General features: G+C 38.3%; 14 protein-coding genes. 10 read left to right on the top strand and 4 right to left on the bottom strand.

The window, feature by feature from the left end; all coding sequences use genetic code 11:
* The first annotated feature begins 25 nt into the window (after positions 1–25).
* Entirely contained in the window at positions 26–946 is a 921-nt protein-coding gene (locus FTT85_RS10640; protein WP_180113978.1) for a hypothetical protein, read from the top strand.
* 85 nt (positions 947–1031) lie between these two features.
* Here the strand turns inward: FTT85_RS10640 and FTT85_RS10635 are convergent, their stop codons facing one another.
* Positions 1032–1640 (bottom strand): DsbA family protein, encoded by a 609-nt coding sequence (locus FTT85_RS10635; protein ID WP_180089090.1) that lies wholly within the window; start codon positions 1638–1640, stop codon positions 1032–1034.
* A 433-nt stretch (positions 1641–2073) separates the two neighbouring features.
* Here FTT85_RS10635 and ahpF point away from each other — a divergent pair, with 433 nt between their 5' ends.
* Positions 2074–3639 carry an alkyl hydroperoxide reductase subunit F gene (gene ahpF, locus FTT85_RS10630; RefSeq protein ID WP_180183516.1) on the top strand — a complete coding sequence of 522 codons (1566 nt, stop codon included), beginning with the start codon at positions 2074–2076 and terminating at the stop codon, positions 3637–3639.
* Between the two features lie 286 nt (positions 3640–3925).
* On the opposite strand, the gene FTT85_RS10625 is transcribed toward ahpF, so the two are convergent.
* The 3 genes from FTT85_RS10625 to FTT85_RS10615 form a co-directional block, all read right to left on the bottom strand.
* Complete coding sequence (locus FTT85_RS10625) at positions 3926–4180, bottom strand: YfhL family 4Fe-4S dicluster ferredoxin (RefSeq protein WP_180009475.1); 255 nt, start codon at positions 4178–4180, stop codon at positions 3926–3928.
* A gap of 9 nt (positions 4181–4189) precedes the next feature.
* The gene (gene yegQ, locus FTT85_RS10620) at positions 4190–5584 is read right to left on the bottom strand and encodes a tRNA 5-hydroxyuridine modification protein YegQ (RefSeq protein WP_180010889.1); all 1395 of its coding nucleotides are present in this window, start codon (positions 5582–5584) and stop codon (positions 4190–4192) included.
* 80 nt (positions 5585–5664) lie between these two features.
* Positions 5665–6081, bottom strand: a complete 417-nt coding sequence (locus FTT85_RS10615; RefSeq protein ID WP_168379319.1) for a Cd(II)/Pb(II)-responsive transcriptional regulator — start codon at positions 6079–6081, stop codon at positions 5665–5667.
* A gap of 76 nt (positions 6082–6157) precedes the next feature.
* Here FTT85_RS10615 and FTT85_RS10610 point away from each other — a divergent pair, with 76 nt between their 5' ends.
* The 8 genes from FTT85_RS10610 to FTT85_RS10575 form a co-directional block, all read left to right on the top strand.
* Positions 6158–6793, top strand: a complete 636-nt coding sequence (locus FTT85_RS10610; RefSeq protein ID WP_168379320.1) for a cation transporter — start codon at positions 6158–6160, stop codon at positions 6791–6793.
* Between the two features lie 301 nt (positions 6794–7094).
* On the top strand, positions 7095–7658 hold the full coding sequence (locus tag FTT85_RS10605; RefSeq protein ID WP_168379321.1) for a TetR/AcrR family transcriptional regulator: 564 nt from the start codon (positions 7095–7097) through the stop codon (positions 7656–7658).
* A gap of 691 nt (positions 7659–8349) precedes the next feature.
* Positions 8350–10971 (top strand): type VI secretion system Vgr family protein, encoded by a 2622-nt coding sequence (locus tag FTT85_RS10600; protein ID WP_180183515.1) that lies wholly within the window; start codon positions 8350–8352, stop codon positions 10969–10971.
* A gap of 1 nt (position 10972) precedes the next feature.
* The gene (locus tag FTT85_RS10595; RefSeq protein ID WP_111885353.1) at positions 10973–11479 is read left to right on the top strand and encodes a DUF4123 domain-containing protein; all 507 of its coding nucleotides are present in this window, start codon (positions 10973–10975) and stop codon (positions 11477–11479) included.
* A gap of 1 nt (position 11480) precedes the next feature.
* Complete coding sequence (locus FTT85_RS10590; protein WP_111885352.1) at positions 11481–11906, top strand: hypothetical protein; 426 nt, start codon at positions 11481–11483, stop codon at positions 11904–11906.
* The gene (locus FTT85_RS10585; protein WP_180056089.1) at positions 11897–12619 is read left to right on the top strand and encodes a hypothetical protein; all 723 of its coding nucleotides are present in this window, start codon (positions 11897–11899) and stop codon (positions 12617–12619) included. The genes FTT85_RS10590 and FTT85_RS10585 overlap by 10 nt, the downstream gene beginning before the upstream one ends.
* A 3-nt stretch (positions 12620–12622) precedes the next feature.
* Positions 12623–13129 (top strand): hypothetical protein, encoded by a 507-nt coding sequence (locus tag FTT85_RS10580; protein ID WP_111885350.1) that lies wholly within the window; start codon positions 12623–12625, stop codon positions 13127–13129.
* Between the two features lie 253 nt (positions 13130–13382).
* Positions 13383–13674: helix-turn-helix domain-containing protein (locus tag FTT85_RS10575; protein WP_180183514.1), on the top strand; the 292-nt coding region annotated here is incomplete at its 3' end.

The following is a 13674-nucleotide window of genomic DNA, read 5'->3' as shown; positions in this document are numbered from 1 at the left end:
AAATATAATCTGAAGGAGTATGTCTTTGCCTCCCATTGATGAATATTCGCTAAATCCGCAGCAACTGGAAACAGGGCTTCAAACCATTAAGAAGCGTCAACGTAATTTAACGTTATTGACCTTAACCAGTGTTTCTGTGCTGATCGTTTCGGCTGTGATGCTGTTTATTCAGCATGATATGGTCTATAGCTTTTTTGGCCTAAGTTCTAGCGTACAGCAACTGCATATCCCTGTTAGTGCAGGTGATTTGGCATATCAACTCGGTGAGTCCTCCGACTATTTTTCAAATTTTTTATCCTTTATTGGTTGGTTATTTCTCAAACTTATCGTTTCATTTATTGGCGCATTTTTCTTGGTTGGATTTCTAAAGAAATTTCAATTTTTTAGAATTCGATTCCAATCTTTTGTATTGAAATTTGTCGGCTGGATTTTATCGTTTATCGTGCTTTGGTCAGGCTTAACTTATGTGCAATATGACCTTAATCATGATGACCGTGCAGCAGATCAAAAATTGGTACATTATGAAAAAAATATTCAAGAAAGCCAGCTGGCTTTCGAGATGGAAGATGCACAATTGGCAAAACCCGTGCAAGCCTATTTACTTGCACAAGCTGCTTTGATGCATAAGCCTGTAGATCGTGCGACAGCAATTCCTTTGGTGCAATCCTTAATCAATGCCGAGCAACAAAATCCAGCAAAATTCCGTGAATACGGTTTTCAGCCTGAACAGCTCTGGGCAATGCAAAATCAGCTATTTGATAAAACCATGACACCGATGGCGCAAAGCGTGGAAAAACAAGTTCAGCAAGCCAATGTAGTAGAAGTTGTTGTACGTTGGGTGTTGATCGCCGTGATGGTACTCACGCTGGTTTTGAGCTTAATTTTGTATCTACTATCTCAGCATTTCAAATCACGGATTAATCGAATTGAGCAGGGACTTCATTAACAGGCCTATTTTCTTTTTAGATCATTGCATTGCTCAGAATAAAAATCCCCATCACATTGTATGGGGATTTTTGATCTTGGGTAGATTAACTTGCGCGATGAAACAGTTGTCGAAGTTCCTGTGTAGAAAAAGTCTGATCATTCACTTCGCCATCCACAAGGTAAAAAGGAATGGGGTGCTGTCCCTTTGATTTTACATATTGTGTAATTTCATGCTGACGGTCTGCAATATCTTTATGTTGAATTGAGCGCAGTACTTTTGAGCCATCTAAACCAATGCCTTCAATGATGCTTTTTAAAACCTGAATATCAGCAATATTTTGACCGTGTGCAAATAATGCATGGAATAAGGCTTGAGTCAGGGCATATTGATCCAGAATATTGTCCAAGGCCAAAATACCTTGATGAGCCAGTTGACTGTTTGGCATACGTTTCATGTGCTCAATATTGATAATCACATCTTCGCTATAAGCGGCAAACTTTGTCATTTCGAGTTTTCGATTTGCTGCACTTGAGCCATACTTATTGGTTAAATACTGCAGCACATCTAAGCCTTGTTCAGGAATTTCAGGAACGCGTTGAATCGGCAATAGCTCTACACGGGTTGCTGTATGTTCATTCCAGTTTTGTTTTAACTTTTGAAATCCGACATAACTCATGGGATAAACAATATCAAAGACAAATTCAATTTTCATTATTTTCCTCACTGTTGATTTTATACTTGTAGATCGATGGCTGATTGATGCAAGGGATTGATTGTGGCTTTATTGATGGAACTCAAAAGCAGTCAAATCATCTGATATTTCCTTTGATTTAAAGCCGACTTGCTGAAATGAAACTTAAAGCTTTATAAAGATTTTGTAATTGATCAGGTCGTGCGTATGTCTTGCATAGGCTTGGTGTAATTTCAATAAAAAAGAAAAAAATGAGGGATTTATCACGATATATGTGTACGAAGTAAATCAATTTAATGTTATTATACGTATATATATTTATGATTTAGAAAGAAATTTAATCATTTGATTTGTAAAACCGATTAATTTTATAAAAACAAACCGTTTCACCTATTTAATGGTTTGTTCTATCATTCTCTCATCAAATAAATTTACTCCTCTGGAGACGTTAGCAATGTTAGATCAAAATACTTCTGCTCAATTAAAAACCTTACTTGAACGCCTTGAAGGCCCGATTGAAATCGTCGCGACTTTAAACGGCACAGACAAATCAGACAAAATTAAAGAATTGGTAACTGAAGTTGCTGCTTTATCTGATTTAGTGACTGCACGTTTTGACGGTAACAACAGCCGTGCGCCAAGCTTTGGCATTGCAAAAGCAGGTGAAACACCACGCGTATTCTTCGCAGGTCTACCGATGGGCCACGAATTCACATCTTTGATTCTAGCTTTGCTACAAACTTCAGGTTATGCACCGAAAGTTTCTGACGAAGTACTGAACACTATCAAAGGTCTAGGTCTTAAAACTGACTTTGATGTGTTTGTATCTTTAAGCTGCCATAACTGTCCTGACGTGGTTCAAGCACTTAACTTGATCGCAATTTACAACCCGGGTACAACTGCAACCATGATTGATGGTGCATTCTTCCAAGAAGAAGTGGAAGAACGCAAAATCATGGCTGTACCAATGGTATTCCAAGACGGCAACCACATCGGTCAAGGTCGTATGACCTTGGAAGAAATCATTGCTAAATTAGACACCAACTCTGCCGCAAAAGATGCTGAAAAGTTAAATGCCAAAGAAGCCTTTGATGTTCTTGTGATTGGTGGCGGCCCTGCGGGGAATACTTCTGCAATCTATGCAGCACGTAAAGGCATTAAAACAGGTATCGTGGCTGAACGCATGGGCGGTCAGGTCATGGATACGATGGACATTGAAAACTTCACGTCGATTCAAAAGACTCAAGGTCCTAAGTTTGCTGCTGAAATGGAAGCACATGTACGTGAGTACGGTGTGGACATTATGAACTTGCAACGTGTATCTGACATCAAAGGTGCTGACCAAACAGCTAATGGCTTAGTTGAAGTGACTTTAGAGAATGGTGCAAAACTTGAATCTAAAACAGTGATTCTTTCAACAGGTGCACGTTGGAGAGAGATGAATGTTCCAGGTGAGCAAGAATACCGTACTCGTGGTGTTGCATACTGCCCACACTGTGACGGTCCATTGTTTAAAGGTAAACGTGTTGCAGTCATAGGTGGTGGTAACTCAGGTGTCGAAGCGGCGATTGACCTTGCTGGTATTGTAGAACATGTAACACTTGTTGAGTTTGATACCAAGCTTCGTGCTGACCAAGTCCTTCAAGACAAGTTAAATAGCTTACCGAACACCACTGTGATCATGAATGCATTGTCTACAGAAGTGGTCGGTGATGGTTCACAAGTGACTGCATTGAACTACAAAGACCGTGCAACAGATGAAATCAAAACGATTGAATTGGCCGGTATCTTTGTACAAATTGGTTTGTTACCAAACACTGATTTCTTGAAAGGAACAGCAGTTGAACTTTCAAACCGTGGTGAGATCGTAATTAACGAACGTAACGAAACCAATGTAAAAGGTGTATTTGCTGCCGGTGACTGTACAACAGTACCTTACAAACAAATCATCATTGCGACAGGTGAAGGCGCGAAAGCTTCATTGTCTGCTTTTGATTACATCATCCGTTCGGGTCAATAAAAGAAAGGCCAGTGTGTTTCGAGAAACACGCTGGCCGCGCTGAATGTTGTCATTTGAATATTATTTTTCTTAATATTCTCGTTTTACAGGAACTTTGGATGCTAACACCGGAGTTCCTTTTTTTGTCTGCAAAATTAGGATTCAAAAATGTTCCCACACATTTTGAATCCTATTCGTTGCCCAGCTATTTTTGTTTTACAACCTTATTTTTATACTTTCCCCAAGGTTGTTTCTCTATAAAATATAAAGCGGAGTAAGCAATTAATATACCAATCACATCACGAATTTAAGATTTAAATAAATTCAAGCCTTTAAACTTCTCCATTAACTGCTCATCTGTCTCCACATGTTCAGGATGAGGCACAATGCACTCAATCGGACAAACTGAAACACAAGTTTGGTGCGCATAGAAACCGACGCATTCAGTACAACGTGCGACATCGATTTCATAAATCTTTGAGCCTTCATAAATGGCATCATTGGGACATTCAGGTAGACACATGTCACAATTGATGCATTTGTCTGTAATCAACAAAGCCATAAAGTAAACTCAAGCCTGGTAAGCTAAAGTTGAAGCCGAAATATCCACTGTCGAATTGGGTAAGTTACGAATCAGTAAGGCGTATCGCATATCCACATCGGCAGGTACAGGAATATCCACGATATGACCTGAACCTTTGGCATCGTCGATTAGATTACCTTTTTTATCTTTCATTTCAGTTAAAACGAAGGTGATGTTGCCTGAAGTGGTCATCAGTTCTAAAGAATCACCTACAACAAAACGGTTTTTCACTTCGATTTTAAGAGAGTCACCATTGCGTTCTAAGACTTCACCTACAAACTGTTGATGATCAAAACGTGAAGAGCCGGTTTCATAGTTTTGATATTCACTATGTACATGGCGGCGTAGAAAACCTTCGGTATAACCACGGTTCGCAAGACCTTCAAGCTGAGACATGAGAGCAGGGTCAAATGGTTTACCAGAAAGGGCATCATCGATGGCTTTACGATAAATTTGAGCGGTACGCGCACAGTAGAAATAAGACTTGGTACGGCCTTCAATTTTTAAAGAATGAATGCCCATTTTGGTTAAACGGTCAACATGCTGTACAGCACGCAAGTCTTTCGAGTTCATGAAATAAGTGCCATGTTCATCTTCTTCGGCAGCAAACATGTCTTCTTCATTGCGTTGTAATAAAACCGGCTCGCCGAATTGGTGTTGTTCTAGGGCGTGTTGCTCATCGGCATTTTTATTATTGCAGCATGATGATTCTTTAATTTGTGTGACTGGAATAACATCACCAGTTTCATCTTCAACTGCATCGTGAATTTTATAATCCCAACGGCATGCATTGGTACATGCACCTTGGTTTGCATCACGTTTATTCATATAGCCAGAAAGTAAGCAACGACCGGAGTAAGCCATACATAATGCACCATGTACGAAAACTTCAATTTCCATATCAGGTACATTGTGTTTAATTTCTTCAATTTCTTCGATTGATAATTCACGTGACAGAATGACACGTGTCAGTCCCATATTTTTCCAAAATTTAACCGTTGCCCAGTTCACCGCATTGGCTTGGACAGACAAATGAATGGACACTTCTGGAAAATGTTCACGCACCATCATGATTAGACCAGGGTCAGACATGATCAGTGCATCAGGATTCATGGCAACCACAGGTTCAAGGTCACGGATGAAATTTTTCAGTTTTGAGTTATGCGGTTGGATGTTTACCACCACATAAAACTTTTTCCCTAAGGCATGAGCTTCTTCAATGCCAATTTTTAAATTGTCATGGTCGAAAGCATTATTGCGCACACGTAAGCTATATCGCGGCTGACCTGCATACACGGCATCTGCGCCATAAGCAAAAGCGTAGCGCATATTTTTTAAAGAGCCAGCAGGTGAGAGGAGTTCGGTTACGTGTTGAATCGTCATGTCAATAAAGGCATAAAAAATTTATGGCTTTATTGTAGTGATCTAAAAAAAGGATTCAACCAAGTATTTTAGTTGGGTTTTCAAGATATTCCGTTTTCCAAATGTTTTAAAATTTGGCAATCATTAATTTGACTGGTTTCATTACAGCTAGCACGGAGCTTACTTAACTGTATTTTAAAATTTTCTAATTCTTTAATTTTTTCAGAAACTTGACGAATGTGATTATCAATTAATTCATTCACAGCATGACAGCTTTGCGTAGGGGATTGCTCAAGTTCAAGCAGGGTTTGAATCTCGGTGAGAGAAATATCGAGGTTTCGACAGCGCTTAATAAAAACCAAACGTTTGTACATTTCTTCATCATAATAGCGATAATTGTTGTCTGCGCGGAAGCTAGGTTTCAGCAGTTTTTTCTTTTCATAAAAGCGAATACTGTCAATGCTTACCCCAGATTTGGTGGACAATTCTTTAATCAAATAATGTTTTTGTACGTTCATGCTTGACCTTGGAGTGAGTCCATAGTTTTGAATAAGAGTAATACAAATCCATTGATTTTAAAATTGGAGCACATTTATGGCATGTACATGTAGTCATGAGCCAGCACCAAACAAACCCAACAGTAAATTTCGTATCGCACTTTGGATTGCCTTAATCATTAACGCCATGATGTTTTTGGTGGAGCTGATTGGTGGGGCTTATGCACATTCTTCTGCGCTTTGGGCGGACTCGCTGGATTTCTTTGGTGATGCTGTAAATTATGGGGTTTCATTAGCCGTGCTTGGCGCCAGTTTATATTGGCGTGCAACAGTTGCCTTGGTGAAAGGTTTTGTCATGGCAGCGTTTGGGATCGTTGTGATTGCCAAAGTGCTCTATGCCTATGCCAATGGGATCGCTCCTGAACCAATCACCATGGGTGTGATTGGTATTCTGGCCTTAGTCGCTAATGTCATCTGTGCATACGTCTTATATGCCTTCCGTGAAGGTGACTCCAATATGCAATCCGTTTGGCTATGTAGCCGTAATGATGCGATTGGTAATGTCGCAGTGATCTTGGCTGCAGTCGGGGTGTTTGGTACAGGCAGTCTATGGCCAGATTTGATTGTGGCCGCAATCATGGCAATTTTAGGTTTAACGGGCGGTTATCAGGTGATTCGAAAAGCACTGCAAGAGCGTAAGCAAAAAAATATTCTGAGTACCCCTTGCTCTTAAATACTTACTCTTAAATCCACCGTTAATGGCATTCATTTTATCCATGTTTTTAACGCAGATGAATAGTCGTTAAATCGCTAGTTGAAATTAAAATAGCAGTCAGTTTTATACGAAATTTTCCTGACTGCTAATTCGATAAATCATCTGAAATCAGACTGTATTTAATAGGGTGCTGAGGTTTTATCTACAGACTCCAATTAAGTTATGCTTTACAATAGCGCGCGAAAATCATGTTTAAAAATTAGGTTTTCTACCTTGAAAGCTTTATGTTTAGGCCCCATTGGTGCATCAGGTAAATTAAATGTCGAAAAAGCAAGACATCATTAACGTTGCGCTCCAACTCTTCAATTCTTATAGCTATAACTCGATTGGTATAGATCGAATTATTGGGGAATCGGGCGTTGCTAAAATGACGTTTTATAAATATTTCCCCTCTAAAGCCAAATTAATTGAAGAATGTCTCGTGATTCGAAATCTTAATTTACAGGAATCACTTGAAGCTGCTATTGCAGAATGTGATCCAGAAGACCATCTTTCGCATATTAAAACCATTTTTGCTTGGTACGATGCTTGGTTTCATACTGCAGATTTCAATGGTTGTATGTTTCAAAAAGCAGTAGAAGAAATATCTAAAGTTTATCCTTCGTCATTACAACCTGCGATCGATTATAAAGACTGGCTCAAATCAAAACTAAGTACTGCTTTGCAAAATCTGGGCATTCAGCAAACTGAACAACTAGCTGCATTTCTGAGTAGTATTTTGGATGGCATGACCATCCAAGCCCAAATTGACCCCAACCAAGTGCATTTAGCAGATTATTGGAAGCGAGTTGAAACCTTAATTCGTTTGGAATTGGCTGCTTAAAAATTTGTTTGTAGGCATCTAGGTTTTAAATCTAGCGACGACTTATTTGTATTGATTAACCATCAATTTTTTTCACATGACTTAAGATTCTAAGAAAATAAAAAGCGCGATTATTTGGGGTAATCGCGCTTTGCTGACAATTGTGCGTTCAAATCATTCACTTTGTTAGCTTAAGTCAATGATTTGATTTTCGAACGTTTTATACGTTTTCTCTCATTTATATTTTTACCCTCTGAATGCTAAATTCATTCGGTTTTTGCAGCAAAATAGACAGACTTGTTTGTTTTTTTTGAATTATAGGGGATCTTAGGTGAATTACAAGACAGGAAAGAAAGGGTTGTGTGTTTTTTAATCTGACTTGAGTTTAAATTAATCTACTATTTTTAAAGATAATATTAAAAAATTGATCATTAAGCTCGATTTAAATTAGACGATAAAACTATTTTTACAGTTGCGTGCATGACGCTGTTCGTTGGGTGCAAGTACATGGTCTAAGACCATTTGGTGAATATTTTATATGCAAGAAGTAATTAGTGAGTGGGTTCTCCGCTTTTTATTTTTAAGTGAATTTTTGAATCGTGGATTTTACATAACGAAACATCTTCTATGGTTTTAAGCATTAAGTTTATTGATGAATTTGACTAAACTAGCAGCAAAATTATTTCCATGATTACAATTTAGAATTTTTATTATGTTAGGCAAAATATTTGCTGTATTAGAACAATTGGGTCTATCCGCTCAAAAACGTGCCATTCATGTGCAATTTTCCAACCCTGCGTTGAATGAAGAGCTTTTTATTCAACGTATTGATGGGGAGCATATCTTAAACCAAGGCGTACAAGCGACTTTGATTTGCCTATCCACCAATGCCCTTATTCCACTAAAACAATTTATTGGCTCACAGGTCGCGGTTGATCAAGTGACCGATCAGGGCGAACTCTTCCGCACCACGGGTATTATTACCGAAGCCACCCAAGGCCAGAGTGACGGTTCACTCACGCTGTATAAACTCACTTTAGAAGATGCAACATCGCTGTGGCATAAGCGCCGCAACAGCCGTGTGTTTATGAACAAATCTGTTCGCGATGTCAGTGAAACTCTCTTTAAAGAATGGCAAAGCAAAAGTCCGCTTTTTGCTGCCAGTCTAACGCTAGATCTAAGCGGTTTAAGTCAGAACTATGATGTGCGGCCTTTCATCATGCAGTCGAATGAAAGCGATTATGACTTTCTGACCCGACTTTGGCGCAGTGAAGGCATCAACTGGCTCATCGATGAAGCACAGCTGAAAGTGCCACATTCCTCAGTGCCAATTGAAAAACAAAAACTCCGCCTGATTGATGACAATAGCCAATATCAAGCACTCAGCCGCCGCAGTATCCGCTTTCATCGTTCTAGTGCAACAGAGCAACAAGACAGCATCACCAGCTTGATCGGTGAACGCAGCATTCAGCCGACTGCGGTCCATGTACAGCGCTGGCAAGCCGATGGACTCAGCCAAGAAGAAGGCGCAGGTTCAGTTCAAAGTAAACATCAGCACAGCCAAAGCCAAGACAATGCCAGCTTAAGTCTTGAACAAGCATGGCATGTCAGCCCTGCATGGATGCAAGATTTAAAAGGTGAAGATCAAGCCACTGCTTCATCCAACAGCCAAATTGAAAAACTGAATCAAAACCTAACGCGCTATCACGAGCTGCAATCGAAAAAATTCAATGCGCAATCGACTGTGCGTGATACCCAAGTGGGTTATTGGTTTGAATTGAATGAACACCCAGAAATCGATCAACACAGTGGTGCAGACAAACAATTTTTAATCACAGAAAAGAAATTCTATAACCAAAATAACTTACCCAAAGACCTCACCGAACAAGTCAAACAACTGATTGAACAGAGCCAGTGGAATATTAAACCCATCCATGAACAGGCCGAGCGTCAGGCCAATCAGCTCACATTACAACGCCGCAATATTGCGACGGTTCCTGAATATAGCCCACTCGAACACCGTCCAAGCACCCATCCGCAACGCGCTAAAGTTGTTGGGCCAAGCGGTGAAGAAATACATGTCGATGAATGGGGGCGTATCAAAGTCCGCTTCTTATTTACTCGTGGAGATGACCACAGCCATGATGGCGGTGCAGGCAGCAATGACAATGACACAGATTCTGCATGGGTCGATGTGCTGACACCATGGGCAGGTGAAGGCTATGGCGCACGATTCTTACCACGTATTAATGAAATCGTAGTTATTGATTTCTTTGACGGTAATATCGACCGACCATTTGTGGTGGGACGTATACATGAAGCACAGCGCAGTCCGACCCAATTTGATAGTAAAGGCAAACTGCCAGACACCAAAAAACTGGCTGGAATAAAAAGTAAGGAAGTCCAAGGTGAAGGCTTTGGGCAACTGCGCTTTGATGACACGACAGGACAAATCTCAACACAATTACAAAGTACCCATGGTGCCACTCAGCTTAACCTCGGTAACCTTAGTCATCCCAAAGAAACCGCAGAAAGTGAAGGACGAGGAGAAGGCTTTGAGCTGAGAACCGATCAATGGGGTGCTATTCGAGCTGGTAAGGGATTATTGATTAGTTCTGCGAGTCAAGAAAACGCCAAAGATATACAATTAAATATAAAAGAGTTGTTAACGCAATTAAATGAATCTATAGAAAAACTCAAAAGTTTAGAAAAAAATGCTCGAGTAAGTAAGGCTTTCCAAGATGAAAACTATCAAATTAGTAATGATTTGATTGCTCAAGTAGAAAATAGTCTAGAAAAGTTTGAGCATCCTAATATTCTGCTTAGTACTCCTCAGGATTTTGTTTCTGTAAGTCAAAAAAACCAAACTCATGTTGCTAAAGAAAATATAAAAATTATATCGGGTCAACAGTTAGATATAAATTCAAATGGTGAGTTTACTGCTCATGCTGCGAAGGGATTAAGCTTTTATACTCAAGAAAAAGGTATAAATATTGTAGCGGCTCAAGGTGAAATTAAAGTTCATGCGCAAAATGATCAAATTGATCTAGCATCTCTCAAGGATTTTAAGATCATGAGTACTGAGAATTCCATTACGATTGCAGCCAAAAAAGAAATTATGCTGACTTGTGGTGGGGGGTACATAAAAATAAAGACTGACGGTTCTATTGATATTAATAGTCCTGGGCTCGTTGAGGTTAGGTCTGCTCAAGCACAATTTGTCAAAGGTACACGTCATAAATTCCAGCTTCCTAATATTTCTACGAAAATATGTATTCCCTGTTTAATTGATGCCGCTCGAAAAGGTTTACCGTTTGTGTTTAGGGAAATATAGGATGGACATATTACAGTTATCAAAGAAAATTAGTGGTGAAGAATCTAAATATAATTTCTTCCTGTTGATTGATGCAGCTAAAAATTATACTTATATGCGCCATTGGCTTACTTTAAACTATGATAGAAATATCAAATATATAGGTAATTTATTCGATGGAACTGTTGATGATTCTACACCATTAGAATTTTCCCCTTTATTGTTGAATTTAAATAAACTAAATAATCAAAAATTTATTAATGAACTTGTTATAGAAGAAAATTTAGGAATGTTTTCGATATTGAAAACAAATCTATCGAACCAAGAATTGATCAAACATTTTCAGCCATTCTTACAAGCAGAATTACCATCCGGCGAATTAGCATTGTTCAGATTTTATGATCCTTCAGTTATAAAATCATTAAATCGACTATTAGATAAAAAAAATTTAGATATTCTGTTAGAACCTATTGATGGTTGGTGGTATCAAGAAGTATCTGGTGATTTCAAGTTATTGGAGAGGATTTAGAATGGTTATCGAATTTACTAAAGAACAGCTTGAGGAATTTTCTGCAGATCGTGAAGAAAGTCTAGCCTTGTGGAACTGGAATCGGCTAAAAAACACTTATAGCGAACTGGCGATAAAGTATTTTAATAATAATGAAGATAGTGGACTAAAATTCCTGATTACTGCCCAAACAAAAATTCGAAAATATCTGGTAGGAATGGAAAATCATGCTGACTATGACAAATGGAGAGCGGCTTATGGAGAACTATGTTTTATTTTGAATAAAAATAATTTAGATGATGATCCATGGAATCGCAGTTTATTAATAAATAGATTATTTCCACCATTTCTTGCAATTGATATCTTAGCTGGAGTTTTACAAAGCTCTTTAAATTCTTCAGATAGTCAAAAATTCTATGAAGCATTGGAGAAAAAATCGTGGCAATAGCGGCTGATGCAGCAGATATTTTTGGTGGTTGGGGGACAACTGCTGAAAAAGCTGCTGAAAGAGCAGGAACTGCAGCTAAAGTAGGAGCAAGAGCAAATCCTATAGGCGTAATATTAACTGGAATATTCACTCCATCCCCATTAGGAGATGGAACAATTACAGGCATGCTCAATCAAAGAATTGATCTGGCTGAAGAGGATATCGATAATAGTCGTTCGGGTATAACTCAAGAGCAAAAAGATCAAGCATTGGCAGCAAGTAAAGCGAAATCTAAGGAACTTGAGAGATCTTGTAATAGTTCTAATAAGGAGTGTAAGAACGAACAGCATAGTGGTCGTATACAGGCGCAGAATGCAAATAGAATGATTGTGACTGCAACTGAAGCAGGTAGCGTTTGGACAAATCACCCTTTTCCACCGCCTCTAGTACTATGTAAGCAATATGCACTTTCCATGCGTATTGCCATGCTAAAATTAGAAGGTCATAGCAAACCAGATACTAAAATAAAAAGTCCAGTTGATTATCACAAAGGTGCAACTCAAGCCTATAAAGCAATGATCGCTTGGATGGAAGCGAAGACACCATATGGAGTTTCTGTAGGTAAACATTCTTTTAGTTTTGCAGGTCGTCATTTTACTGGTGTTATTCCACCAGATTTTGATGCTAGAAGAATGGATATAGATATTTTGAAGGGCGAAATATTAAAAGGTTAAATAATGACGAATATAGAAAAGATAGTTAATTTTTTTAAGGATCACCCAAAATTTCCATTTTTACAGTGGGATAGAGAATATGACGATTATTGTAGTATGTATCTTTGTTTAAAGAATATTTTAGAAGCATACATACCAAAAGAGCAGATTACAGCTTGGTCTGCTGCAAATGAATACTCTGATTTCAGAAGAAATCCAGATGGAGAGGTATATTATCCTTTGACAATTATTAATGATGCTATCGAAATAGTAATTCACTTAGGAATTTTAAAAGAAAATAAAGATGGTTTAGTCGATGTGAATTCATCAATTCAAATTAGTAGAGATGACAGATGGGGGGATCGTTGGGAAAATAATGCACCTGAAGATGAATGGTATAATGAAGTGGCGATTATGCTTGATCTGAACAATGCTGAGTCATTAAGAAAGACAGATTTTATCTTAAAAACAATTGTTCAAAAAAAACAAACTTATCATGATTTATTAAAGTTGAAAGATGGAACTCTATAAAAAATTAAATTAATTTTTAGTTTTGAAATATATCTTTAAATTATCGATAAGTTTCTTTTTAATAATTAGGCTATCTAGATTCAAGAGTTTGATGTGTGCTGAAATCACAGGACACTTCCACTTGGGAGATTCTAGGCAGCCAACTCGTAAAATGTATTAGTTCAGACTTGATCGTACATTCTTCTTGAAAAAGAGAAAGTTACCCGTTTTGATAAAGGTGTCGAAATCTTAATCAAACAAAGGTAACTTTCTTATGTTGCATACTAACAATCAAATCATTAAACACAAAGTAGGTCTACTCAATTTAGCTGAAGAGCTTCAGAATGTATCCAGAGCCTGTAAGGTTATGGGCGTTTCAAGAGATACATTTTATCGCTATCAAGAATTAGTGAAGTCTGGTGACATTGACGCACTGATTAATAAGTCCCGTCGAGTACCAAATTTAAAAAACCGTGTAGATGATGCTACTGAACAGGCTGTTATTAATTTCGCAATTCAATATCCTGCATATGGTCAGCACCGTACTAGTAATGAATTACGCAAGA

Source organism: Acinetobacter sp. YH01020 (assembly GCF_013420275.1).
Lineage (GTDB): Bacteria > Pseudomonadota > Gammaproteobacteria > Pseudomonadales > Moraxellaceae > Acinetobacter > Acinetobacter amyesii.
The sequence above is the reverse complement of the archived record's forward strand: the minus strand, read 5'-3'. Positions and strand labels throughout refer to the sequence as shown.

What these genes read in the sequence shown, in the direction of transcription:
- yegQ (WP_180010889.1), bottom strand. Translation starts at nt 5,584, where the DNA reads ATGACGATTCAACACGTAACCGAACTCCTCTCACCTGCTGGCTCTTTA.
- FTT85_RS10605 (WP_168379321.1), top strand. Translation starts at nt 7,095, where the DNA reads ATGTCGAAAAAGCAAGACATCATTAACGTTGCGCTCCAACTCTTCAAT.
- FTT85_RS10595 (WP_111885353.1), top strand. Translation starts at nt 10,973, where the DNA reads ATGGACATATTACAGTTATCAAAGAAAATTAGTGGTGAAGAATCTAAA.
- FTT85_RS10635 (WP_180089090.1), bottom strand. Translation starts at nt 1,640, where the DNA reads ATGAAAATTGAATTTGTCTTTGATATTGTTTATCCCATGAGTTATGTC.
- FTT85_RS10580 (WP_111885350.1), top strand. Translation starts at nt 12,623, where the DNA reads ATGACGAATATAGAAAAGATAGTTAATTTTTTTAAGGATCACCCAAAA.
- FTT85_RS10615 (WP_168379319.1), bottom strand. Translation starts at nt 6,081, where the DNA reads ATGAACGTACAAAAACATTATTTGATTAAAGAATTGTCCACCAAATCT.
- ahpF (WP_180183516.1), top strand. Translation starts at nt 2,074, where the DNA reads ATGTTAGATCAAAATACTTCTGCTCAATTAAAAACCTTACTTGAACGC.
- FTT85_RS10625 (WP_180009475.1), bottom strand. Translation starts at nt 4,180, where the DNA reads ATGGCTTTGTTGATTACAGACAAATGCATCAATTGTGACATGTGTCTA.
- FTT85_RS10610 (WP_168379320.1), top strand. Translation starts at nt 6,158, where the DNA reads ATGGCATGTACATGTAGTCATGAGCCAGCACCAAACAAACCCAACAGT.
- FTT85_RS10600 (WP_180183515.1), top strand. Translation starts at nt 8,350, where the DNA reads ATGTTAGGCAAAATATTTGCTGTATTAGAACAATTGGGTCTATCCGCT.
- FTT85_RS10590 (WP_111885352.1), top strand. Translation starts at nt 11,481, where the DNA reads ATGGTTATCGAATTTACTAAAGAACAGCTTGAGGAATTTTCTGCAGAT.